We start from the raw sequence: 23,036 nt of genomic DNA on the forward strand, positions 1-23,036 counted from the left end.
TGGGGGCCCGTACGGGCCCGCGGAGGCGCTACGGGGCGTTCTGCGCGGCCAACTCCCGTGCCGCCTCGGTGAGGTCCTTCGCCGTGTCGATCGCCCGCCAGTAGGCGCCCTGCGGCAGCGGGAAGCCCGCGAGGCGCCGCTCACGGGCCAGCCGCGGGAAGGTGGTCCGCTCGTGGTCGCCCAAATCCGGTAGCAGGGCGGCGAATTCGGGACCGAAGACGTACACGCCGGCATTGACCGGGTACGGGGACTGCGGCGCCTCGATGAAGTCCAGCACGTGGCCGTACTCGTTGATCTCCACCACCCCCCACGGAATGCGCGGCCGCGCGAGCGCGAGGGTGGCCGTGGCGCCGCGTTCGGCATGGAAGGCGGCCATCTCGCGCAGCGAGAAGCGGGTCCACACATCACCGTTGGTCGCGTACCAGGAACCCTCGGGGTGCGGGAGGTGCCGGGCGGCGTACTTCAGACCTCCGCCCCGGCCCAGCGGCTCGTTCTCCACGACGGTGGTCACCCGCAGCGGCAACGGGGCCTCGGCCAGCCACTTCTGGAGCACCTCGGCGAGGTGCCCGCAGGAGACCACGGCGTCCGTCACCCCCTCGGAGGCCAGCCACGCGAGCTGGTGCCCGATGATCGGCATCCCCGTTCCGGGGATCTCCACCATCGGCTTGGGACGGTCGTCCGTATACGGCCGCAGCCGCGAACCCTGGCCCCCCGCCAGGACAACCGCCTGGGTCGGGGAAGCCGGGAACGCGGCCGCGTGGGGTGGGTCGGAACGCTCGGAATCGGTCATGTTCGGTGTGTCCGGGTGCTGATGGACGTACGGCGGCGGCCGTCAGCCCATGGAGGCGACGCCGGACGCGTACGCGGTGTCGCACACGGGCCGCGCGTACGACTGGGCCTTCGTGGGCCCGTAGGCGTCCACCGCGGCCCGCCCGAGGGCGCGCGCGATGCCCACGCAGTGCTCGGCGAGGGACGGCCGCCGGTCGACCTCCTGCTGGAGGTGGGTGAGGACGTCACCCGGCTGCTCGCCCTGCTGGATCTCGGTCAACAGCTTGTCGCGCAGGACGTCCTGGGCGGCGCGCGGCTTCGCCGGGACGGAGACGTCCTCGGCGGACGCGGTCAGGATCTGGGACGGGGTGTTGTCCGCCCAGGGGACCATGGTGACCGCGAGGGTCCCGGACAGGACCAGGACGACGGGCAGGACCAGGGCGAGGGATCGGCCGATACGGCGGGCAGTGTGGGTCACGAGGGCGAGAGTAGCGCTCGGTGAAGATATGGCGACATTTAGTCACCCGGTCGGGGGATGGTTCGACGTGGCTTTTCGAATTAAGGGTTGACGCATGGGGCCGAATGGCCCGATCTGCCGGAACTCGCGCCGAAGGGGCGCCCCTTGACGGGACGCCCCTTCGGCGCGTGCGGTTCGCGCAGTCCGCGTACGACGGGTCAGCCGGAGAGGCGGGCACCCGAGGACGTCGAGAACACGTGGATCTCGTTGCCGCGCGGCACCACGTGCAGCGTGGAGCCCTTCTCGGGCACCTGGCGGCCGTTCACGCGCACCACGATGTCCTGCGAACCCTCGGAGTGCGAGGTCGAACCGTAGACGTACCCGTCGGCGCCCAGCTCCTCGACGACGTTCACGGTGATGGTCAGACCGCCCGTGTCACCGATGTCGAAGTGCTCCGGGCGCACGCCCACGGTGACCGTGCGGTCGCCCGCGTCGGCGGCGGCGGACAGGGCCTCGCGCGACACCGGGACGACGCTCTCGCCGAACTTCACGCCGCCGTCGGTGATCGGGACCTCGACGAGGTTCATGGCGGGCGAGCCGATGAAACCGGCGACGAAGAGGTTCGCCGGACGGTCGTACATGTTGCGCGGGGTGTCGACCTGCTGCAGCAGACCGTCCTTCAGCACGGCCACGCGGTCGCCCATCGTCATGGCCTCGACCTGGTCGTGGGTGACGTAGACGGTGGTGATGCCCAGGTCGCGCTGGAGGGCCGCGATCTGGGTACGGGTGGACACGCGGAGCTTGGCGTCGAGGTTCGACAGCGGCTCGTCCATGAGGAACACCTGCGGCTTGCGCACGATCGCGCGGCCCATCGCGACGCGCTGGCGCTGACCGCCGGAGAGCGCCTTCGGCTTGCGGTCGAGGTACTGGGTCAGGTCCAGCATCTTCGCCGCGTCCTCCACCTTCTTGCGGATGGTGGCCTTGTCCTCGCCAGCGATCTTGAGCGCGAAGCCCATGTTGTCGGCGACGGACATGTGCGGGTAGAGCGCGTAGTTCTGGAACACCATCGCGATGTCCCGGTCCTTGGGCGGCAGGTGCGTGACGTCGCGGTCACCGATGCGGATCGCACCGCCGTTGACGTCCTCCAGGCCGGCCAGCATGCGCAGCGAGGTGGACTTGCCGCAGCCGGAGGGGCCGACGAGGACGAGGAACTCGCCGTCCGCGATCTCCAGCTCCAGCTGGTCGACGGCGGGCTTGTCGCCGCCGGGGTACAGACGGGTCGCCTTGTCGAAAGTGACAGAAGCCATGGTGATGAATCCCTTCTACCGGCAGGAACGTGCCGGACGATCCGAGTGGAAGGTCTAGTCCAGTGACCTGGACTCGGCCCGACGCTACCCGCCCGAGCCGCTCCTGTCAGCACCTGGGCGGGGGTGACTTCGCCGACGTCCCCGACCTCCGGTGCGCCCGGGGCGACTGTCAGAGGCGGCTGCTTTGATCACGACCATGACCATCTACGACGTGACCCGCGCCCTGCCCGACATCGAGACGCTGCGCGACCGCTGCCGGGCGATGGCGGCGCTGGAACTGGTGATCAGCGGCGAGGAGGACGACGGCTACTTCGCCTACGACCCGAAGTGGGGCCCGGGCGAGGAGGCCGCGCTGATGGACAACGGCTCGGGGGACGACTACGCGATCGTCTTCACGCCGGACGGGGTCTTCGGGCACGGCTTCGACCACGAGTCGGTGATGAGCCCGTGGGCGGACACCGACCACGAGGACGGGTGGCCGGGCCTGACCGACGGCATACCGGAGGCCTTCCGGCCGTACCTGACGGAGCCGGCGTTCTGCGTGGACGGCGTGCTCAACGCGACCGCCGTCTTCTGGCGCGAGACCGGCGACACCCAGTGGCGCGCGGGCAAGGTGGAGTTCCCGGAGGGCAGGCCCGACGCGGACGGAGCGGACTACCTCTTCGAACTCCTGGTGGCAGGCACCCCGGAGGCCTACCGCGACTTCGCCGAGGACTACTACGAGACGGACCTCCCCCTGGAAGCGGTCCGCCACGTCTGGTCGCTGCTCCCCCTCACCCAGGCGGTCGTGGACGCCCTCAACCCGGGCCTGCCGCTGGAAGCGGTGACCCCGAGGCTGGCGCGGGCGGGGTATCCGGGGGTGTGAGGGGACCGCCGACGGCGGCCGCGGACACCGGAAAGTTCTTCGCTCGGGGGTCGGGGCGATGTGTAGAGTGAAGGCGATTCCGTGCCCTGCACAGGGTCACCACGCCTCCTTAGCTCAGTCCGGCCAGAGCAACGCACTTGTAATGCGTAGGTCGTCGGTTCGAATCCGACAGGGGGCCCAGTGAAGATCCCGGCCCGGACGGAACGTCCGGGCCGGGATCTTTCGTTGCGCCGGGAGTGCCCGGCGTCACCGCTGGTCGCGGATGACCGCGGAGGCCTCCCCCTTGGCGCGCCTTCGTGTCGTGAGGGATGGCTACGCCCCGCGCGCCTTTGGCCGCCTTCTTCCGTGCTCGTCGTCTCGACCACGGTGCCGGCGCGCCCCCCGCAGGATGACAGGGGGCACTGACAGCCCCGGACCGGTTGGCGGGCCGGGGCTTTCGGCGCGTGCCGCGCGGGGTCAGTGGCGGCCCGAGATGCGGTCCGCCAGGCGGGCCAAGGGGGTTGTCGTCGGGGTGTGGGTGGTGGATTCGCGGCGGTCCGCCTCGCGGTAGGCGGCGTAGAGGGCCTGGACGCCCAGCCAGCGGAAGGGTTCCGGCTCCCAGCGGCGGACGCGGTGGTTGACCCAGGGGAGGGTCGTGAGGTCCGTGCTGTCGTTCAGGACCAGGTCGCGGAGGGTGCGGGCCGCGAGGTTGGCGGTGGCCACGCCGGAGCCCACGTAGCCGCCGGCCCAGCCCAGGCCCGTCGTGGCGTCCAGGGTGACCGTGGCGCACCAGTCGCGGGGGACGCCCAGGACGCCCGACCAGGCGTGGGTGATCTCCACGCCCGTGAGGGCCGGGAAGAAGGATTCGAGGAGGTGGGTGAGGGAGGCGATCGTGGCGGGCTGGGTGCGGCCTGTGTTTGAGGCGGTGGCGGCGCGTGAGCCGTAGCGGTAGGGGACGCCGCGGCCGCCGATGGCGATGCGGTCGTCGGCCGTGCGCTGGGCGTACATGTAGGCGTGGGCCATGTCGCCGAGGGTGGAGGCGTCGGACCAGCCGAGCTGGGACCAGACCTCCGGGGGGAGCGGGGCCGTGGCGATCATCGAGGAGTTCATCGGGAGCCAGGAGCGCTTCTGGCCCTTGAGGGCGGCGGTGAAGCCCTCCGTGCAGCGCAGGACGTACGGGGCGCGGACCGTGCCGTACGGGGTGAGGGCGCGGCGCGGGGCGATCTCCGTGACGGGGGTGGATTCGTGGATCACCACGCCGAGGCGTTCGCAGGCGGCTGCCAGGCCCTTGACCAGCTTCAGGGGGTGGATGCGGGCTCCGTGCGGGGTCCATGAGGAGCCCACGGCGTCCGCGACGTCGATGCGGGCGCGGGTGTCGGTGGCGTCGTAGAGCTCGCGGTCCGTTTCGCCGAAGGCGAGTTCGGCGGTGTGGAAGGCCTTGAGGCGGGAGAGCTGGGCGGGGGTGCGGGCCACTTCGAGGACTCCGCCGCGGTGGATGTCGGCGTCGATGCCTTCCTTGGCGGCGGTGTCGATGACCTCGGTGACGGTCTCGTTCATGGCGTGCTGGAGGCGCTGGGCGGCGTCGTGGCCGTGGAGGGCGGCGTAGCGGTCGCGGCCGGCGATGCCGTTGTAGAGCCAGCCGCCGTTGCGGCCGGAGGCCCCGTAGCCGCAGAACTTCTGCTCCAGGACGGTGATGCGCAGGTCGGGGGCGGCCGTCTTGAGGTAGTACGCGGTCCACAGGCCGGTGTAGCCGCCGCCGACGATGACGACGTCGGCCGTGGTGTTGCCGGTGAGCGGGGCGCGGGGTGGGTGGGCGGGGGCGGTCTCGTCCGTCGCGTACCAGAAGGAAATTCCGCCGTTGATCGTCATGGGGGAGTTGGTACACGCCGCTCCGGGTGGGTGTCCAGGGACGTGACGTCGGGTTTTGGGGGCTGAGAGGTGGCCGGATGGCTGATGTGGACGCTCTGGACTCCTCCTTAGAGTGGGGCGGGGATTTTGTCAGGTTTTTGTGTGAGAGGTGCGGGTTCGTATGGCACGGGTTGTGGTGGCAGCGCGGCTGGTGGCGGCGGTCGCGTCCGTGGCCCTGTTGGGCGGGGCGGTCGTCGGGTGCGGTTCCGGGGCGGGGGAGGGGAGGGCCGTGGCGGCCTCCGAGGTTCCGGTGCGGACCAGCCCGATCGCCGGACGGCTCGCGGGGCTGCCCACGGCGGTGGAGGGGGCGAAGATCGTCGTGGGGAAGCCGGACGCGCCGCGTACCGCGCAGGTGCTGGTGGATCCCAAGTGCGGCCACTGCGCTCGGTTCGAGGAGGCCGGCGGTGAGTCGCTGCTGAAGCTGGCGGTGGCCGGTCGGGTGAAGATCGAGTACCTGTTGGCCTCCTTCCTGGACCGGGACGGAGCGAGCGGCTCGGTCAAGGCGGTCAACGCGCTGCGCGCGTCGGTGGACTCGGGGAAGTTCGCGGAGTTCCACGCGGCGGTCTTCGCCAGCCAGCCGAGGGGGAAGTTCACCGACGAGCTGCTCCTGAGGATCGCGGACCGGGTGCCGGGGCTGCGCGGGGCGGACTTCGACGCGGCGGTGAAGGACGAGAAGTACAGGGGGTGGGTCGCCGAGGCGGAGGAGGGCTTCGAGGCGACGGGTGCGCAGGCGACGCCGATGGTGCTGGTGGAGGGGAGGCCGGTCGGGTCGAGGGACGGGTCGCTGTTCGACGCGGGGGCGTTCGCGGAGGCGCTGAAGGGTGTCGGGATCGGGGCCTCCGCCTAGGGCTTGGGCTTGGGCTTGGTTTTCAGGGTCCGGCCATGGACGGTGTGGCAGCGGGCGGTCCGGGTGGCTCGGGCGGTCCGGGTGGTGGTGGGTTCGGCGGGGTTCCCGAGCGGTTCGCGCGGCGCGGGACGACGGCGCGCCCGGGCGGGAGTTCGTCGATGCGCCGCCCCGGCGCCGGACGAGGAGAACGCGGGGGAGGCGCTCGCGCCGCGCGCGCGGGCCGGGGAGGGCCGCGTACGGCTGCCGGCGGACGATGCGCGGACCGGCCGCCGTTGCTTGAGCGCCTGGACGAGGGGCGCACCTGTCGGCGCCGGCCGTACGGGATTCCAGGCGGGAGGGGGAGCTCGTCGGGGGGTTGCCGGCCCGGCGACAACTTCCGTGCGCGGGAGGCGCGGTGGCGATTCGAGTCGCTCGCGGAGGCGGTGGGGGCGGGAGCGGGCGCGGTGGCTCGTAGGGTGCAGGAATGATCCGTAGCGCCGTCGTCAGCGACGTACCCGTCATCCACGCCATGATCCGCGAGCTCGCGGAGTACGAGAAGGTGCCGCACGAGGCGCGCGCCACGGAGGAGCAGTTGAGGGAGGCGCTGTTCGGGGAGCGGCCGGCGGCGTTCGCGCACCTGGCGCTGACGGCGGAGGGCGAGGCGGTCGGGTTCGCGTTGTGGTTCCTCAGTTTCTCGACGTGGCGCGGGGTGCACGGGATCTACCTGGAGGACCTGTACGTCCGCCCGGGCGTGCGCGGCGGAGGTCACGGGAAGGCGCTGCTGCGGGAGTTGGCGCGGATCTGTGTGGAGCGCGGGTACGAGCGGCTGGAGTGGTCGGTCCTCGACTGGAACGTGCCGGCGATCGACTTCTACCGATCGGTCGGAGCGGTGTCGATGGACGAATGGACCGTGAACCGCCTGACGGACGACGCGCTGCGCAAGCTGGGCGGGGCCCAGTGAGCGCACCGGAGCCCTCGCGGCCGGTCGCCCCCGCGCTCAAGGCGGCTCTGCGCCACCTGCGGAGCGTGCGCGGCCGGCGTCCCGCCGCGCCCTGCGCCGATGGTGCGTACGCGGCTTGGCGGGAGGAGATCGCGGCCGCTCCGGACAACCTGGCCGATCACATGGAACAGCCTGCGGACCGTGCCATGGCACGTGCCGAGGCGGTGGCCGCCCGCGCGGAGGCGGAACGCCTGCGCGCGTGACGCCGGTGCTCAGGGTTCCAGGATGACCTTGCCGGTGGTGGCGCGGGTTTCCAGGTCGTGGTGGGCCGTGGCGGCTTCGGCGAGGGGGTAGCGCTGGAGGGCGGGGCGCAGGTGGCCGGCGGCGGCTTGGGTGAGGGCGCGGGTTTCCAGGAGGCGCATGGGGTCGTCGCCGCCGGCGCGCTGGAGCATGGCGGGGCCGAGGACGTGCTGGGTGGTGATGCCGCGCGCGTCCAGGGCGGCCTGTTCGGTGGCGGTGAGGGTGAGGGGGCCGCCGGACCAGCCGAAGACGAGGTGCTGGGCGCCGTCGCGGAGCAGGCCGAGGGCGGTGCGGGCGACGGCGCCGCCGACGGAGTCGAAGAGGACGGTGGCACCGTCGGGGTGGTGGGCGCGGAGGGTGTCGGCCCAGCCCGGGGTGGTGTAGTCGAGGGCGAGGTCGGCGCCGTTGGCGGCGGCCCGGGCGGTCTTGGCGGGGCCGCCGGCGAGGGCGACGACGGTGGCTCCGGCGTGCTTGGCGTACTGGACCAGCAGGGTGCCGATGCCGCCCGCGGCGGCGGGGACCAGGGCGACGGAGCCGGGGCCGAGTTCGGCGAACTGGAGTATGCCGAGGGTGGTGCGGCCCGTGCCGATCATGGCGACGGCGGTGGCGGGGTCGAGGCCGGGCGGGACGGTGTGCAGCCGGGAGGCGTCGGCGACGGCGTACTCGGCGTAGCCGCCGGGGGTGAATCCGAGGTGGACGACGACGGGTCGGCCGAGCCATGCGGGGTCCGTGCCGGGGCCGAGCGCGTCGACGGTGCCGGCGACCTCGCGGCCGGGCACGGTCGGCAGTTCGGGCAGGGGCGCGGGCGGGCCCTGGACGCCGCGGCGCAGGGCGGTGTCGAGGAGGTGGACGCCGGCGGCGGCCACGGCGATGCGGACCTGGCCGGGGCCCGGTACGGGGCGGGGGAGGGACTCGTAGGTGAGGTTCTCGGCGGGGCCGAAGGCGTGGAGGCGGATGGCTCGCATCTCGCCGGGGGCGGCCGGAGTGGGGGCGGGGGTCGTGGCCGTGGTGGTGGTCATGGGGACAGCGTCGGACCTCAAGCGGGGTTGAGGTCAAGGGTTTTGTCGGTGGGGTCGGCCAGGATGGGGGGATGGCGCGAAACGGGCAGCAGCAGACGGTGAAGGCGGCGCGGCGGCCGGAGGTGCGGCTGCCGGGGCTGAGCGCGTGGCAGGACGCGGGGCAGGAACTGGAGCCGGACGGGGACTACGACGGGCTGGAGCTCGTCGAGGTGGACCTGGCGGGCGGGGAGGGGCGGGGGGCCCGGTTCATGGACTGCGCGCTACGGCGCTGCGTGCTGGACGAGACCGGCCTGGCCAAGGCGCGGATCCTGGACTCGGTGCTGGACGGCGTCCGGGGGGTGGGGACGGACCTGTCGGGGGCTTCGCTGCGCGATGTGGAACTGCTGGACGCCCGGCTGGGCGGGGTGCAGCTGCACGGGGCGGTGCTGGAGCGGGTGCTCGTACGCGGGGGCAAGATCGACTACTTGAACCTGCGCACGGCGCGGCTCAAGGACGTGGTCTTCGAGGGGTGCGTGCTGGTGGAGCCGGACTTCGGGGGCGGTGTGCTGGAGCGGGTGGAGTTCCGGGACTGCGAACTGCGGGGGGTGGACTTCACGGGGGTGCGGATGGCGGACGTGGACCTGAGGGGGGCCGCGGAGCTGGGGATCGCGCGGGGGGTTGAGGCGTTGGCGGGGGCGGTGATCAGCCCGGCGCAGCTGTTCGACCTGGCGCCGGCGCTGGCCGCGCAGCTGGGGCTGCGGGTGGTCCCGTAGCGGGCGCGGTCAGGGCGCCGTCAGGCGGGTCCCGTCAGGTGCGTACGGCCAGTGCGGGTCGTTCCAGCGGTCCGCACCGTCGAGGCCGAGCAGCCGCACGGTGTGGAGGACCTCTTCGGGGGCGCCGTGGGCGCGGAGGCGCGCGGGCGCCCGGCTCGCGAGCCAGTCGGTGAGTTCCGTCCGTACGGCTTCCGTCTCCTCGTCCGACTCCGAGGTGAAGACCCACGTCGTCCAGGGGAGTGCGTGACACAGGAGGTCCCGTTCCCACGTGTCGACCGTGTCGGCGAGGTGCTGGTCGGCGACCGGGTCGCGGAGCGACTCCCAGTCCGCGAGCCAGGGGCCGATGGCGCCGGAGGCTTCGGTGCACATCTGGAGGACTTGGGGCGCGGGGACGGCGGGGTCCGGGGTGAGGAGGGTGTGGGCCCACCAGGCGTGCAGGAACTCCCGTACGGCCGCGCTCTGTGGCGCGGGCCACTGCTGCCACGCGCCGCTGTGGAACGAGTTGCCGACGCGGTCGACGTCCCACGCGTAGGCGCCGAGACCGCCGGCCAGCTCGCGGGCGAACTGCGGCAGGACGCGGCGCAGTACGGCGCCGTGGTCCCTCCAGTCGGTGGTGCTCCAGGTGCGGTGCAGGAGGTCGGGGTCGAGGTCCGTGCCGGGGAGCTTCAGCAGGGCGAGCTCCTGCGGGCTGCCCCAGTGGCAGTCGCACTGGCCCTCGTCGGCGCGGGCGGTCATCCCGCGGAAGGTGACGGCCAGCCGGGCCAGGGCCCGGTCGAGTCGTACGCGGGCCGCGGGCGCAGGGCCGGGGGCCCGGGCGTGGTCGGTCATGGTCGGCGGTGCCTCACGGGGACTCCGGGCCGTGCGGCCCGAAGGGGGCCGACCCTACCGGCCGGTCGTCCCCCGCAGTCCGGCGGCCCGGCGGGTCAGGCCGGGACTCGGGGGAAGCGGGCCTGGAGGGTCCAGATGACCGGGTTGTCGGCCAGGCCGTCGTGCATGTCGACGAGGTCCGCGATCACGTCGTGGAGGAAGTCCCGTGCTTCGCGGCGCAGCAGGCGGTGGCTGAAGGTGAGGGGGGCTTCCTCCGACGGCATCCAGTCGGCCTCGACGTCGACCCATCCGAAGCGGCGCTCGAAGAGCATGCGGCCCGAGGACTCGGTGAAGTCGATCTCGGCGTACTGCCGGTTGGCGGCGCGGCTGCCGCGCGGGTCCTGGTCGAGCTGCTCGACGATGTCGCACAGCGCCCAGGCGAAGTCCAGTACGGGCACCCATCCCCAGGCTGTGGACACTTCCCGGTCCGCGTTGGTGTCGGCGAGGTAGACGTCCCCGCAGAACAGGTCGTGGCGCAGCGAGTGGACGTCCGCCGAGCGGTAGTCGGTCTGCGGGGGGTCGGGGAAGCGCCGGGAGAGGGAGTAGCCGATGTCGAGCACGTACCCGATGGTGTCACGTGCGGGGCGGGGGGCGTCCCGCACGTCCTGACGGAGGTTCCGCACGGCCCGGTGGGCGGTGCGGGACCGCGGATCAGTGTTCCTGATGCCCCCCGGGGGTGTCTGGTGCGCCGGATTAAGCTCGGCGCGTCCGGGGGGCGCGGCGAGAGGGGACGGGCGTGGGGGGAGCCGGGGGGCAGGGGGAGGCCGTGGTGGCCGGGGTGCGGCGGGAGCGCGACCGGCTCGCGGCCGAGTTGCACGACACCGTGGCCCAGGGGCTGGCCAGCATGCACCTGCTGCTCGACGCGGCCGACCGCGAGTGGACCCGGGAGCCGGGGCAGGCCCGGCTGCTGGTCCGGCAGGCGGCCGCCGCCGCGCGCGAGAACCTTGCCGAGGCCCGGCGGATCATCCGTGACCTGGCTCCGGTGGAGCTGGAGCGGAAGGCCCTGGCCGATGTGCTGCGCGAGCTGTGCGCCGGGGTGGACGGGGCCCGGTTCCGGCTGGAGGGGGAACCCCGGCCGGTGCCCGGCAGGGTCGAGGGCGCGGTGCTGCGGGCGGCCCAGGGCGCCCTGGCCAACGTGCGCCGGCACGCGCGGGCCTCGGCCGTGGTGGTGACCCTGACCTACCAGCCGTACGTACTGGCCCTGGACGTGTGGGACGACGGTGTCGGGTTCGACCCGGCCGCCGCTGCCGGGCCCGGGGAGCACCGCGGGGACCGGCAGCACGCCGGGGAGGACGGGCATCGGGGCGGGGACGGGCTGCGGCTGCTGCGCCGCCGCATCGCGTACCTGGGGGGTACGGCCACGGTGGAGAGCAGCCCGGGCGGGGGAGGGACCGTGGTGTCGGTCTGGGTGCCGGTGCCGGTGGCGGCACCGGAGTCGGGGCCGGGGTCGAGACCGGTGCGGGGGTCGGGATGACGCCGGTCCGGATCCTGTTGGTGGACGATCATCCCGTCGTGCGCGCGGGACTGCGGGCGTTGTTGGGCGGGTGTCCCGAGTTCGAGGTGTGCGGGGAGGCCGCGGACGGGGGCGCCGCGCTGCGGATGGTGCGCGAGCTCGGGCCCGAGCTGGTGTTGATGGACATCCGGATGGGGCCGGGGATGTGCGGGGTGGAGACCACGCGGCGGATCGGGCGGCTGCCCGCGCCGCCCCGGGTGGTCGTGCTCAGCAGCTACGAGTCCGACGCGTACGTCGTACGGGCCGTCGAGGCGGGAGTGGCGGGGTACCTGCTGAAGGGGTCCCCGCCCGACCTGCTGATCCAGGCGCTGCGGACGGTCGCTGCGGGGGAGTCGGCGCTGTCGCCCTCGGTGGTCTCGCGGCTGATGAACCGGTACCGGGCGCCGGGTACGGCGCTGACGGCCCGGGAGACCGAGATCCTGGAGCTGATCGCGACGGGCCGGTCCAACCGGGAGATCGGCTCGGCGCTCTTCATCAGCGGGACCACGGTCAAGACCCACCTCGTGCACGTCTACGAGAAGCTCGGGGTGGAGAACCGCACGGCGGCCGTGCGCGCGGCCGTGGACCGGGGGCTCATCGGGCTGGGGTAGCCCCCGTGGGGTGGGGCGGCCCCCGCGGCCTAGTTCGGGTACGTGATCGGGATCGCGGTGCCGTTGTACTGCCAGAGCGGGGAGAAGACGCGCTTGCGGATCTTCCACGTGCCCGCGGACTTCACGTACTCGTCGCGGTAGCGGATGCCGCGTACGACGACGGTCTCCGGGGCGGTGGCCGTGGCCGGGTACACGAGCTGGGCGGTGGCGTGGCTGTCGCCGGTGGCGGTGTAGCGGCCGGTGACGCGGACGTAGGCGTTGGCCGTGACGTGGGTGGAGTATCCCCAGGCCGCCGCGCCGTCGAGGTTGGCGACGACCGCCTCGATGCCGGACTTGACGATGCCGGCGGTGCCGTCGGGGTGGGCCATCACGGTGAGGACGGCGTCATCGGTGAAGAGGGTGCGGAAGACCGTCTTGTCCTTGGTGTCCACGGCGAAGAGGTAGGTCTCCAGCAGGCGGTTGATCGCCAGCTCGTCCTCCGCCGAACCCGCCGGGCCGGGGCCGTAGGAGGCCGTCGAGAGCTCCTCGGACGCGGTGGCCGCGGCGGGCGTCGCGGAAGCGAGCGCGCCGAGCCCGGCTACGGCGGCGCCGGTGCCCAGCATGGTGAGCATGCGGCGGCGTTCCGGGGCGAAATCGGTGGTCGGCATGGCGGGTTCCTCTCGACACGGCTGGTGGCGCCCGGGCCGGCTCGGGTGGTCCGGGCACTGACGAGCCTGTCGCGTCGCCGTCCGCGGGGGATCGGCGCAGCGTACGAGCGCGATCTCGTACGGATGGACGATGCCGGGGCCCCGCCTCAGGGAAGGAGGCGCTGCTCCTTGGCCACCGAGACCGCGCCCGCGCGGGTGTCGACGCCGAGCTTGTCGTAGATGCGGCCCAGGTGGGTCTTGACCGTGGCCTCGCTGATGAACAGGGCGCGGGCGATGTCGCGGTTGCCGAGGCCGTGGGCGAGCTGGCCGAGGATGTCGAGCTCACGGTCGGTCAGCGTGGGCTGGGTGCCCCGCATATGGGCCATGACGCGGCTGGCCACGGGGGCGGAGAGCGTGGTGCGGCCCTGGGCGGCGGAGTGGATCGCGGCGAACAGCTCCTCCGGGCGCTCCGCCTTCAGGAGGTAGCCCGTGGCGCCCGCGCCGATGGCCCGGGTGATGTCCGCGTCGGTGTCGTACGTGGTCAGGACCAGGACGTGCGGGGGGTTCGGGGCGGCGGTGATGCGGCGGGTGGCTTCCACGCCGTCGATGCCCTCACCGAGCTGGAGGTCCATGAGGACCACGTCGGGCCGGAGCTTGGCCGCGAGCGCGACCGCCTCCTCGCCGCTGCCCGCCTCGCCGAGCACCTCGATGTCCGGCTCGCTGCCGAGCAGGGCCAGCAGGCCGGCGCGGACCACGACGTGGTCGTCGCAGAGGAGGATCGTGGTCGCCTTCTTGGTGTCCGAGGGCGCGTCCGAGGGCGCGTGCGTGGGCACGTCCGTGGGCGCGGGGGCGGGGTTGGCGGCCGGGTTCTCGTTCGTGGTCATGGGGTGGGCTCCAGGGGGATCGACGCCGACAGGACCGTGCCCTCGCCCGCGGTGGATTCTATGGTCAGGGTGCCACCGAGCTGGCGGACGCGGGCGCGCATCGCCGGGAGGCCGTGGCCGCGTTCCGCGGCGGGGGCGGGCCGGATCCGGACGAAGCCGTGGCCGTCGTCGGCGACGTCCAGGACGACCTGGTCGCCCAGGAAGCTCAGGGTGAGGGCCGCGGTACGGGCCCCCGAGTGCTCCCGTACGTTCGCCAGCGCGCCCTGCGCGATGCGCAGCAGCGCCTGCTCCGCCCGGTCGGGGAGGGGGACCGGCGCGCCCTCCAGGTGGAAGCGGACCTCGATGTCCGGGCCGGCGTCCAGCGCGCGCAGGGCGTCCGGGAGGCCGGCGCCCTCGGCGAGTTCGGGCGGCGCGAGGTCGTGCACCAGGCGGCGGGCCTCGGCGAGGCCGCGGGCGGTGATCTCGGTGGCGGTACGGACGTGGGCGCGGGCGGTGCCCGGGTCGGTGTCCCAGGTGCGTTCGGCGGCCTGGAGGAGCATCTGCTGGCTGGACAGGTGCTGGGCCAGGGTGTCGTGGATCTCCATCGAGAGGCGTTGGCGTTCGGCGAGGGTGCCGGCGCGGCGTTCGGTGGCGGCCAGTTCCCGGCGGGTGCGGATCAGGTCGTCGATCAGGGTGCGCTGGGCCGCCGCCTGACGCTCCATGTGGACGAAGACGGCGGTGGCGAGCGCGGCGACGGCGGGCGGGGCGAGGAGCAGGTTGGGGTCGAAGGGCTCGGAGCCGGAGGCCTGGGCGAGGCGGAGCTGCGCCGCTACGACGAACACGGTCAGCAGGGCCACGAGGACGACGGCCGCGCGGGGCGGGAGGGTGCGCAGGGCCGTGTAGAAGAGCGGTACGGCGCACCAGGCGAAGCTCGGCGCGAGGACGACGAGCACCACCCAGACGGCGACGACCAGACCGAGCCACAGGAGGCGGCGCAGGGTGGGGGCGGCGCCCAGGGCGGGGCCGAGTACGTAGAGCAGGGCCAGGGCGATGCCGAGGGCGATGATCCACGGGGTGCGGGGTTCGTCGGGGTGGCGGAGGAGGAAGCGGGCCACGGAGGCGCCCAGGAGGAGGAAGAAGGCGGTGTGCATGACCGTGGCGAGGGCGCGGGTGTCCTGACGGGGTGGGGTGGTTCCCGGGCTCGGCGGGCCCGGGGGCCGCGCCGGGCCGGGCGGGCTCGGCGGGGGTGCCGGGCTCGGGTGGGTCGCGCTGGTCACGGGGTGCTCCTGGGTGGGGTGGTGCGGGTGTCCATGGTGCCGGGGGAGTGGGGCGGGGGTGGGGGCGCTGCGCGGGGCCGTCCCCTCCCCACCCTTCCACCGTTCCCAGGGCTCCGCCCCGACCCGTCGGTGCCCGGGCTGCGCCCGGGGCTTGCGGGGCTGCGTCCCGGACCCCGGTCCTCGAACGCCGGACGGCTGGACGGGGTGAGCCCGGTCCTCAACGCCGGTCGGCCGGGTGGGGTGAGCCCGGTCCGCAACGCCCGACGGCCGGGTGGGGTGAGCCCCGTCTTGGAGGGGGCCGGGGGTACAGGTAAGCCCCCGGTGGGGGCAGGGCGCATCAGCCGATCGGTTGATGGCGGCATCAACCGGTGGGCGGCGGGTTGGGAGCCGGTACGGGGACGGGGTGGCGGGGGTGGGCGGGAGAGGCTGGGAGCAACGGCAGGACAGCCCGCCGTGCCGACGTTCACAGGAGCAGCAGACATGAAGACCCGCACCCGCGTTCTCACCGGTACCGCCGTCGCCGTCGCCCTCGGCGCCGGAGCCTTCGGCGCGGTCAGCGCCAACGCCGCTCCGGCCTCCGCCCCTGCCGCCGCGGTTGCGAAGAAGGACGGCGACAAGAAGAACTTCACCACCTCCACGCACCTGACCATCGACGCCGCCACCCGCGCCGCCCAGGCCGCGCTGGACGCCGCCGAGCAGGAGAACCAGAGGGTGACCGTCGCGGTCGTCGACCGCAACGGCAACACCATCGTCACCCTCCGCGGCGACGGCGCCGGCCCGCAGTCCTACGAGTCGGCGCAGCGCAAGGCCTTCACCGCCGTGTCCTGGAACGCCCCGACCTCGGTGCTCGCCGGCCGTCTCGCGCAGACCCCGAACCTGAAGGACATCCCCGGCACCCTCTTCCTCGGTGGCGGCGCCCCCGTCCAGGCCGAGGGCGCCCCGGTCGCGGGCATCGGTGTGGCCGGCGCCCCGAGCGGTGACCTGGACGAGAAGTTCGCCAAGGCGGGCGTGGACGCCCTCGCCAAGTAGCGAGGACACGCGTCGGGGGACGTAGTCTCGAACGCGTGGACCACCGCCTGCTCTCCCGCCTCGCCGCTCCTGCCGTCGCCATCCTGCTCGCCCTCACGGGCTGCACGGGGGAGACGGTGCAGGGGCGGCCGGGTGCGTCGGGGGTCCGTGACCCGTTCTTCCCCAAGGCCGGCAACGGCGGTTACCAGGTCGAGCACTACTCCCTGGACCTCGACTACGACCCGGCCGACGGGCGGCTGGACGCCACCGCCGTGATCACCGCCCGTGCGGAGCAGGGGCTCAGCTCCTTCAATCTCGATCTCAGCGGACTCGAGGTGGAGTCGGTGAGCGTGCAGGGCGAGGGGGCCCGCTTCAACCGCACCGGCAACGAGCTGACGGTGCGCCCCGCCGAGGACCTGGAGCGGGGAGAGGTCTTCCGTACGGAGGTCGACTACTCCGGCCGGCCCAGGACGCTCACCGACCCCGACGGGTCCGAGGAGGGGTGGATCGTCACCCCGGACGGCAAGGGCGCGGTCGGTGTCGGCGAACCCGTCGGGTCGATGGCCTGGTTCCCGGGGAACCACCACCCGAGCGACAAGGCCACGTACGACGTCACGGTGACCGTCCCCGGGGGGTACGAGGCCGTGTCCAACGGCGAGCTGCGTTCCCGTACGGAGGAGGACGACGGGCGGACGGCGTTCGCCTGGCACTCCGCGGAGCCGATGGCGAGCTACCTGGCGACCGTGGCCGTCGGGAAGTTCGAGGTGACGACCGGGCGGACCGCCTCCGGGATCCCCGTCTACACGGTGGTGGCGCCCGGCGAGGAGGCGGCGAGCGGGGCCGCGCTCGCGCGGCTGCCCGAGATGGTGGAGTGGGGCGTCAAGCGGTTCGGCCCGTACCCGTTCTCCACGACCGGGGCGATCGTGCTGCCCGCGCGCAGCCTCGGCTACGCGCTGGAGACGCAGACCCGGCCGGTGTTCTCCGGGGCGCCCGGCAGCCAGGAGCTGGTGCTGCACGAACTGGCGCACCAGTGGTTCGGGAACTCGGTGTCGCCGAAGTCCTGGAAGGACATGTGGCTCAACGAGGGTTTCGCGACCTACGCCGAGTGGCTGTGGTCGGAGGACCACGGCGGGCCGAGCGCGCAGCAGCGCTTCGACGCCTACGTCGCCGGGGACACCGACGTCGACGGCGAGGCGGGCTCGGACTGGGACGCCTTCCCGCCGGCCGCCCCGCGGAGCCCGGAGGAGATCTCCGGGTCCCCGGTGTACGGGCGCGGGGCGATGGTCCTGCACCGGGTCCGGCAGGAGGTCGGCGACGAGAAGTTCTTCGCCCTCGTGCGCGGCTGGGCCGCCGACCACCGGCACGGGAACGTGAGCACGGCCGATTTCACCGCCTACGCGGAGAAGAGGACGGGCCGTGACCTGACGGAGGTCTGGGACGTGTGGCTGTACGGGAAGGACCGCCCGGAGGCACCGGAGGCACCGGAGGCACCGAAGGCGTCGGATACGCCGTAGGAGCCGTCGTCCGGTCTACAGCGCCTTGCGCAGGATCGTGCAGGGGCGGCCCGCCTCGCGGTCGGCACCCCGGCGCAGGATGGCGTAGCCCTGGGACTGCCAGAAGGCGAGGCCCTTCTCGTTGCCGTCGAGCACGGCGAGCCGTACACCGGTGCGTCCGGCGGCGCGGAAGCGGTCCTCGACCAGGGCGACCACGGCGCGGCCGTATCCCTCGCGGTGCGCGGTGGCGTCGATGAGCAGGAGGCCGATCCACGGGTCGGGGTCCTCGGACGCCGGATCGGGGTGGTGGGCGAGGGTGGCGGCCAGGCCTACGAGGCGTCCGGCGGAGCGGGCGAGGAGCACCTCGGCGCCCTCGTGGGCGAGCTCGTCGGCGAGGGCGGCGGCGACCTGCTCGACCGTGATGCGGCCGGGGTCGGGGAAATCGCCGCTGAGCTCGAAGAACGCGTGGTTGGTCGCGTAGAGCGTGGCGATTTCGGTGAGGACCGGGCCCGGGAGGGCGCCGTCCTCGACGGGAGCGAGCGGCAGGAGGATCACGTACCGAACGGTAGCGAAGCCCCCTCCCCGGACGGCCGGGAGGGGGCTCCAGCAAAGACGCGCCCGTGGACGCGGGCACTCAGGATCAGACGTTGACGCCGAAGTCCTGGGCGATGCCGGTCAGGCCGGAGGCGTAACCCTGGCCGACGGCGCGGAACTTCCACTCGGCACCGTTGCGGTAGAGCTCGCCGAAGACCATGGCGGTCTCGGTCGCCGCGTCCTCGGAGAGGTCGTAGCGGGCGATCTCGGTGCCGCCGGCCTGGTTCACGACGCGGATGTAGGCGTTGCGGACCTGGCCGAAGTTCTGGCTGCGGGTCTCGGCGTCGTAGATGGAGACCGGGAAGACGATCTTGTCGACGTCGGCGGGCAGGCCCGCGAGGTTGACGTTGATGGCCTCGTCGTCGCCCGCGCCCTCGCCGGTGCGGTTGTCACCGGTGTGGACGATGGTCTGGTCCGGGGTGGACTTGTTGTTGAAGAAGACGAAGTGGCCGTCGGAGACGACCTTGCCCTGCGCGTTGACCGCGATGGCGGAGGCGTCCAGGTCGAAGTCGACACCGGTGGTCGTCCGGGTGTCCCAGCCGAGGCCGACGGTGACCGCCGCGAGGCCCGGGGCCTCCTTGCTGAGCGAGACGTTTCCGCCCTTGGAGAGGCTTACTGCCATGGTGACTGGTGTCCCTTCCTAGTCTCACTTGGTCTCACTTGTCGTATCGACCGTGAGGATGCCCAAGTTACCGCTGACCTCCATAACGCGGGGAGAGGGGCGCAAGGTTCCGCGATCGGGGAAATGCGGGTGACGGAGCCCCGGCGGGCACGGATCATAGGGGGCATGCCTGGTCCCTATGTCATCCGCGGTTCGGTCGTGCTCCCCGAGGGCGAGCTCGCCTGGCGCTTTTCGCGGTCCTCCGGGCCGGGCGGCCAGCACGTGAACACCTCGGACTCGCGCGTGGAGCTCCTCTTCGACGTCGCGGCGACGAAGTCGCTGCCCGACGTGTGGAAGGAGCGGGCGCTGGAGCGCCTCGCGTCCCGGCTGGTCGACGGGGTGGTGACCGTACGGGCCTCCGAGCACCGCTCGCAGTTCCGCAACCGGGAGATGGCGCTGGTCCGGCTGACCGCGCTGCTGGCGGAGGCCACGGCGCCGCCGCCGAAGGCGCGCCGGGCGACGAAGATCCCCCGCGGCATCAACGAGCGGCGGCTGCGCGAGAAGAAGGCCCGCGGCGAGACCAAGCGGGGCCGCAACGCCCGGGACTGGTGAGGCCGTGGGACCGGTGACGCCGCGGGAGGTGTGACCGCGGGACGTGCGACGCCGCGGGAGGTGTGACCGCGGGACGTGTGACGCCGCGGGACCTGTGACAGGGGCTGCCCCCGCCCTCTCGGGATCAGGGCGCCAGGTGCCGGTAGCGGCCCCGGAAGTACGTCAGCGGCGGGGAGTCCGGCGCCGGCTGGGTGGCGGTGAGGACGTGGCCGATGACCAGGGTGTGGTCGCCCGCCTCGACGCGGTTCTCCGTACGGCACTCCAGGGTGGCCAGGGCCCCCGAGAGCAGCGGGGCGCCGGAGATGCCGCCGCGCGTGTAGGCGAGGTCCGCGAAGAGCAGCCGGTCGCTGATGCGGTTCTTCATCGAGAACCGGCTCGCGATCTGGAGCTGGTGGTCGGCGAGCACCGACACCGACCACAGGGGCTGCTCGGCCAGCAGATCGTCCATCCGGGAGCCTTCGCGCACGCTGACGAGGACCAGGGGCGGATCCAGGGACACGGACAAGAAGGCGGTCGCCGTCATGCCGACGTCCTCGCCACGCGCTCCGCCGGCCGACAGCGGGGGTTCCTGTGCGGTGATCAGGCACACGCCCGCCGCCAGACGGGACATCGCGGCCCGGAACTCGTCGTTGCTCACCCCCTCAGCATGGGGTGCGACGGTGGAAAGTGGTGTCACGGGGGTCGTTGGGGGCACGGTCCGGACGCTACTGTCACCCCGCGCGCGGCGCATCGGGCGGAGGTCCCGGGTGGGCCCCCGCCTGTCGACCTACGCCGCCCTGGACCGCCCCGAGCTGCCGGGGCCGCCCCGGGTCCGGGCGTGGCGTTTGCTTCCGGGAACGTTTCGGGCGAACCGGCCGGAATGAACCCGCGCGGGGAGGCGGAGCGGGCACCGTTATTCATCTCATGTGACTTGAGTCACAGAGAGCAAGATTTGTTGACCCTGTGTACCTGCCGCACAGCTCACTGTGATTCAGTGGACGGGACACCGCAACGAAGCGCCGATGACAAACCTGGAGTTGCTGTCGAGGTCTCGGGGAGAGCGAGCAATGGAGACCGAGTCGGAGCCGTACGTCCGTCTTGCGACCCTGCGGCAGCTGCACCGGGTGGTGGCCGAGCTCAATACGGCCCGGAGCCTGGCGGACACCCTGCAGACCGTCGTGGACGGCATCGTCGTCGGCCTCGGCTACGAACTCGCCTGCGTCAACCTCGTTCGCCCCGACGGTGATCTGGTCGTCGCCGCCTTCGCGGGAGACCCCGCCGCCGAAGCCCTGATCACCGGCCGCGTCGGCTCGCGCGCCTCCTGGGAACGCCGCCTGACCATGGGCGAGAACTGGGACGGACTGCGCTTCATCCCGCACACCGAGGGCTGGGTCCTCGTCGAGGACGACGTCCCGCAGTGGCACACCGAGGGCCCCGACCCGCGGTTCGAGGACGAGTGGCACCCCGAGGACCGTCTCTACGCCCCCATGTACGCCTCCGGCGGCGAACTGCTCGGCGTGGTCTCCGTGGACCGCCCGCGCAACGGCCGCCGGCCCGGCGCCTGGGGACGCGAAGCGCTCCAGATGTACGCCTTCCAGGCCGCGATTGCCATCAGCAACGCCCGGCTCCGCGCGAACATGCAGCGGGCCCTGGTCCGCCTCGAACGCGAGCAGCAGGCCCTGCGCGCCAGTGAGGAGTCGTTCCGCCAGGCATTCGAGTACGCGCCGAGCGGCATGGCCATCGCCGAGATGGGCGGCGACCAGCACGGCCGCCTGCTGCGCACCAACGACGCGCTGTGCCGGCTGCTGGGGCGGCCCGCCTCCGTGCTGCGCCGCTACTCCTTCTCCGACCTCGTGCACCCCGAGGACATCGGCACCCTGCTGCGCACCTCCGCCGAGGGCGGCCGCGCCGAGCTCAGACTCGGCCGGCGCGACGGCACGTACGTCTGGGTGTCGCTGCGCAACTCCGTCGTCGCCGACGCCGCCGACGGGCCGCGCTTCCTGCTCACGCACGTCGAGGACATCGAGGAACGCAAGCGGCACGAGCTGCAGCTCGCCCACCGGGCCAGCCACGACTCGCTGACCGGCCTGCCCAACAGCGCCGAGCTGCGCTCACGGCTGGGGGCCCGGCTCTGCCGCCGCCCGCAGTCCGTGCGCGCCACCGCCGTGGAGGCGCTGGACGCCGCCTTCGAGACCCGGCCCTCCGTGGAGGGAACCGCCGGACACGGTGCACACGGTGAGCACGGCGAGCACGGGTTCCGGCCCGAGGGATTTCCCGAGCCCTTCGAGTTCCCCGGGGGGACGGGCGGCCCCGGCGGCTCGGCCGCGGGGGGTCCGTACGACCACCACGTGCACACCGTCGCGCCCGCGACCGACATCGACGACGGTACGAAGGGGCTCGCGGTGCTCTTCTGCGACCTCGACGGGTTCAAGTCGATCAACGACCGGTTCGGGCACCACACCGGCGACGCGGTCCTGATCGAGGTGGCCCGGCGGCTGACGACCGGCGTCCGGGACGGGGACACGGTCGCCCGGCTGGGCGGTGACGAGTTCGTCGTCCTCGCCGACGGGCTGGGCGCCGCCGACGCCGCCGACCTCGCCGTGCGGCTGCGCAACGCCATCATCCCGCCGATCCGGGTGGACGGCCGCGCGGTGCGCGTAGGAGCGAGTTTCGGGATCGGCTGGGCGAGCTGCGGCATGTCGGCCGACGAGGTGCTGCGCTCGGCCGACCAGCGCATGTACATCGAGAAGCGCTCCCGTTCCAAGGCGCACCGCCGGGCCGGGTAAGCTCTCGGGCCGCCCGTGGGCGCACCTGTTCGGGGTAGGCTCCCCGGGGTCGAAAGGAGTGACCTGCGATGACGACGCCCGCGAACCACGGCCCGAACAACGGGGCGAGCAAGCCCGAGGATGACGACCCGTTCGGCTACCTCTACGAGGACGGCCAGGCCGCGGGGGCCACCCCGCCCGGGCAGGGCGGCGGGTACGGCTACCCGGGAACCACGGCCGGCGGTCAGCCGGGTGTGCCCCGGACCTCGTACAACCAGGTCCGCACGGTCGGTGACCGGCCCTACGGCGGCCCGCGCGGGCAGGTGCCGCAGCAGCAGCCCCCGGCCTACCAGGCGCAGTACCAGGCCCCCGAAGCGCTTCAGGCGGGCGGCTACGGCGTTCCGCCGCAGCAGCAGCCCCCGCAGTACACCCAGTCCGTTCCGCTGCCGGGCTCCGGCGGCGGGCGCGGTGGCGGCCACGGAGGCGGGCACGGCGGCGGCGGGTCCAGCCGCAAGGGCATGCTCATCGCGGCCGTCGCGGTGGTCGCCGCGGTGGCGATCGGCATCGGCGCGGCCGTGATCTTCGGCAAGGACGACGACAAGGACAAGGGCAAGAACACCGCGAACACGGGCCAGAGCCCGTCCGCGCCCGCCCAGAACACCCCCTCGGGCCAGCCGAGCGGCTCCGCGCCGGCGGACGCCCCGCTGCCCAAGGGCGACGCGGGCGGCTCGGGCATGGTGATCAGCGGTGGCGCTGCGCTGGAGAGCACGGTGCCCGGGGCCAAGAGCTCGGGCGGTCAGTACGTGGGCCAGTTCAACAAGCCGGGTGCCGCCGTGACCTGGACGCTGGACGTCCCCAAGACCGCCGAGTACACCTTCCGGATGTTCTACGGCGTGCCCGGCAAGGACGCCAACATGACGCTGACGATCAACGGCGAAGTGCAGACCCGGCCGATCAACATGAAGAACTTCGCGAAGGCCGGCGAGGGCGCCTGGGACAAGGGCTGGACCAACACCTACTCCTACGTGAACCTCAAGCAGGGCACGAACACCATCAAGATCTCCTGCGAGCCGGGCAACTCCTGCGAGGCGGTCATCGACCAGTTCGTCCTTGAGAAGCGCTGACCG

At 73.0% G+C, this 23,036-nt stretch carries 25 protein-coding genes and 1 tRNA gene; 13 read left to right on the plus strand and 13 right to left on the minus strand.

All coding sequences use genetic code 11. From position 1 onward, the window contains the following. Positions 1-28 precede the first annotated feature (28 nt). From ABZY57_RS05460 to ugpC, 3 genes are all read right to left on the minus strand, one after another. Positions 29-790, minus strand: coding sequence for a nucleotidyltransferase family protein (locus ABZY57_RS05460; RefSeq protein WP_356508385.1), 762 nt, complete (start codon positions 788-790; stop codon positions 29-31). Positions 791-832: 42 nt separating this feature from the next. Next, the gene (locus ABZY57_RS05465; RefSeq protein WP_356508387.1) at positions 833-1,246 is read right to left on the minus strand and encodes a hypothetical protein; all 414 of its coding nucleotides are present in this window, start codon (positions 1,244-1,246) and stop codon (positions 833-835) included. 197 nt (positions 1,247-1,443) lie between these two features. Further along, complete coding sequence (gene ugpC / locus ABZY57_RS05470; RefSeq protein ID WP_356508389.1) at positions 1,444-2,532, minus strand: sn-glycerol-3-phosphate ABC transporter ATP-binding protein UgpC; 1,089 nt, start codon at positions 2,530-2,532, stop codon at positions 1,444-1,446. A 196-nt stretch (positions 2,533-2,728) separates the two neighbouring features. Between ugpC and ABZY57_RS05475 the strand changes: the two genes are divergently transcribed. Next, positions 2,729-3,397, plus strand: coding sequence for a hypothetical protein (locus tag ABZY57_RS05475; protein WP_356508390.1), 669 nt, complete (start codon positions 2,729-2,731; stop codon positions 3,395-3,397). Between the two features lie 103 nt (positions 3,398-3,500). After that, a tRNA-Thr gene (locus ABZY57_RS05480) sits at positions 3,501-3,575 on the plus strand. Between the two features lie 278 nt (positions 3,576-3,853). Here ABZY57_RS05480 and ABZY57_RS05485 read toward each other — a convergent pair. Beyond that, the gene (locus tag ABZY57_RS05485) at positions 3,854-5,245 is read right to left on the minus strand and encodes an FAD-dependent oxidoreductase (protein ID WP_356508392.1); all 1,392 of its coding nucleotides are present in this window, start codon (positions 5,243-5,245) and stop codon (positions 3,854-3,856) included. Between the two features lie 160 nt (positions 5,246-5,405). On the opposite strand from ABZY57_RS05485, the gene ABZY57_RS05490 reads away from it, so the two are divergent. From ABZY57_RS05490 to ABZY57_RS05500, 3 genes are all read left to right on the plus strand, one after another. Beyond that, entirely contained in the window at positions 5,406-6,131 is a 726-nt protein-coding gene (locus ABZY57_RS05490) for a thioredoxin domain-containing protein (RefSeq protein WP_356508394.1), read from the plus strand. 463 nt (positions 6,132-6,594) lie between these two features. Further along, on the plus strand, positions 6,595-7,071 hold the full coding sequence (locus ABZY57_RS05495; protein WP_356508395.1) for a GNAT family N-acetyltransferase: 477 nt from the start codon (positions 6,595-6,597) through the stop codon (positions 7,069-7,071). After that, entirely contained in the window at positions 7,068-7,313 is a 246-nt protein-coding gene (locus tag ABZY57_RS05500; protein ID WP_356508397.1) for a hypothetical protein, read from the plus strand. The genes ABZY57_RS05495 and ABZY57_RS05500 overlap by 4 nt, the downstream gene beginning before the upstream one ends. A gap of 9 nt (positions 7,314-7,322) precedes the next feature. On the opposite strand, the gene ABZY57_RS05505 is transcribed toward ABZY57_RS05500, so the two are convergent. Continuing rightward, a complete protein-coding gene (locus tag ABZY57_RS05505) occupies positions 7,323-8,315 on the minus strand; it encodes a zinc-binding dehydrogenase (protein WP_356508498.1) in 993 nt (330 codons plus the stop codon). 125 nt (positions 8,316-8,440) lie between these two features. On the opposite strand from ABZY57_RS05505, the gene ABZY57_RS05510 reads away from it, so the two are divergent. Next, positions 8,441-9,121 carry a pentapeptide repeat-containing protein gene (locus ABZY57_RS05510; protein WP_356508399.1) on the plus strand — a complete coding sequence of 227 codons (681 nt, stop codon included), beginning with the start codon at positions 8,441-8,443 and terminating at the stop codon, positions 9,119-9,121. A gap of 9 nt (positions 9,122-9,130) precedes the next feature. On the opposite strand, the gene ABZY57_RS05515 is transcribed toward ABZY57_RS05510, so the two are convergent. Beyond that, on the minus strand, positions 9,131-9,949 hold the full coding sequence (locus ABZY57_RS05515) for a hypothetical protein (protein WP_356508401.1): 819 nt from the start codon (positions 9,947-9,949) through the stop codon (positions 9,131-9,133). A 95-nt stretch (positions 9,950-10,044) separates the two neighbouring features. Beyond that, a complete protein-coding gene (locus ABZY57_RS05520) occupies positions 10,045-10,548 on the minus strand; it encodes a hypothetical protein (RefSeq protein ID WP_356508500.1) in 504 nt (167 codons plus the stop codon). A 176-nt stretch (positions 10,549-10,724) separates the two neighbouring features. Between ABZY57_RS05520 and ABZY57_RS05525 the strand changes: the two genes are divergently transcribed. Beyond that, entirely contained in the window at positions 10,725-11,462 is a 738-nt protein-coding gene (locus tag ABZY57_RS05525) for a histidine kinase (RefSeq protein WP_356508403.1), read from the plus strand. Further along, positions 11,459-12,091 carry a response regulator transcription factor gene (locus ABZY57_RS05530; protein WP_356508405.1) on the plus strand — a complete coding sequence of 211 codons (633 nt, stop codon included), beginning with the start codon at positions 11,459-11,461 and terminating at the stop codon, positions 12,089-12,091. Before ABZY57_RS05525 ends, ABZY57_RS05530 begins: the two co-directional genes overlap by 4 nt. A 29-nt stretch (positions 12,092-12,120) precedes the next feature. On the opposite strand, the gene ABZY57_RS05535 is transcribed toward ABZY57_RS05530, so the two are convergent. The 3 genes from ABZY57_RS05535 to ABZY57_RS05545 form a co-directional block, all read right to left on the minus strand. Further along, entirely contained in the window at positions 12,121-12,738 is a 618-nt protein-coding gene (locus tag ABZY57_RS05535) for a nuclear transport factor 2 family protein (protein WP_356508407.1), read from the minus strand. A 146-nt stretch (positions 12,739-12,884) separates the two neighbouring features. Further along, the gene (locus ABZY57_RS05540; RefSeq protein WP_356508409.1) at positions 12,885-13,601 is read right to left on the minus strand and encodes a response regulator transcription factor; all 717 of its coding nucleotides are present in this window, start codon (positions 13,599-13,601) and stop codon (positions 12,885-12,887) included. Then, the gene (locus tag ABZY57_RS05545) at positions 13,598-14,731 is read right to left on the minus strand and encodes a sensor histidine kinase (RefSeq protein ID WP_356508502.1); all 1,134 of its coding nucleotides are present in this window, start codon (positions 14,729-14,731) and stop codon (positions 13,598-13,600) included. Before ABZY57_RS05545 ends, ABZY57_RS05540 begins: the two co-directional genes overlap by 4 nt. A gap of 606 nt (positions 14,732-15,337) precedes the next feature. Between ABZY57_RS05545 and ABZY57_RS05550 the strand changes: the two genes are divergently transcribed. After that, on the plus strand, positions 15,338-15,886 hold the full coding sequence (locus tag ABZY57_RS05550) for a heme-binding protein (RefSeq protein ID WP_356508411.1): 549 nt from the start codon (positions 15,338-15,340) through the stop codon (positions 15,884-15,886). Between the two features lie 35 nt (positions 15,887-15,921). Continuing rightward, the gene (locus ABZY57_RS05555) at positions 15,922-17,379 is read left to right on the plus strand and encodes a M1 family metallopeptidase (RefSeq protein ID WP_356508413.1); all 1,458 of its coding nucleotides are present in this window, start codon (positions 15,922-15,924) and stop codon (positions 17,377-17,379) included. 15 nt (positions 17,380-17,394) lie between these two features. Here ABZY57_RS05555 and ABZY57_RS05560 read toward each other — a convergent pair whose 3' ends face one another. Both ABZY57_RS05560 and ABZY57_RS05565 read right to left on the minus strand, forming a co-directional pair. Further along, entirely contained in the window at positions 17,395-17,913 is a 519-nt protein-coding gene (locus ABZY57_RS05560; RefSeq protein WP_356508415.1) for a GNAT family N-acetyltransferase, read from the minus strand. 85 nt (positions 17,914-17,998) lie between these two features. After that, complete coding sequence (locus tag ABZY57_RS05565) at positions 17,999-18,574, minus strand: TerD family protein (protein WP_356508417.1); 576 nt, start codon at positions 18,572-18,574, stop codon at positions 17,999-18,001. A 165-nt stretch (positions 18,575-18,739) separates the two neighbouring features. On the opposite strand from ABZY57_RS05565, the gene arfB reads away from it, so the two are divergent. Then, positions 18,740-19,165: an alternative ribosome rescue aminoacyl-tRNA hydrolase ArfB gene (gene arfB, locus ABZY57_RS05570; protein WP_243339524.1), complete on the plus strand. Its 426-nt coding sequence runs from the start codon at positions 18,740-18,742 to the stop codon at positions 19,163-19,165. Positions 19,166-19,289: 124 nt separating this feature from the next. Here arfB and ABZY57_RS05575 read toward each other — a convergent pair whose 3' ends face one another. After that, positions 19,290-19,775, minus strand: coding sequence for a flavin reductase family protein (locus ABZY57_RS05575; protein WP_356508504.1), 486 nt, complete (start codon positions 19,773-19,775; stop codon positions 19,290-19,292). 436 nt (positions 19,776-20,211) lie between these two features. Between ABZY57_RS05575 and cdgB the strand changes: the two genes are divergently transcribed. Beyond that, positions 20,212-21,930 (plus strand): diguanylate cyclase CdgB, encoded by a 1,719-nt coding sequence (cdgB, locus tag ABZY57_RS05580; RefSeq protein ID WP_356508420.1) that lies wholly within the window; start codon positions 20,212-20,214, stop codon positions 21,928-21,930. A gap of 68 nt (positions 21,931-21,998) precedes the next feature. Beyond that, complete coding sequence (locus tag ABZY57_RS05585; RefSeq protein ID WP_356508422.1) at positions 21,999-23,033, plus strand: carbohydrate-binding protein; 1,035 nt, start codon at positions 21,999-22,001, stop codon at positions 23,031-23,033. The last annotated feature ends 3 nt before the right edge of the window (positions 23,034-23,036 follow it).

The organism is Streptomyces sp. NPDC006450 (genome assembly GCF_040612195.1).
Classification (GTDB): domain Bacteria; phylum Actinomycetota; class Actinomycetes; order Streptomycetales; family Streptomycetaceae; genus Streptomyces.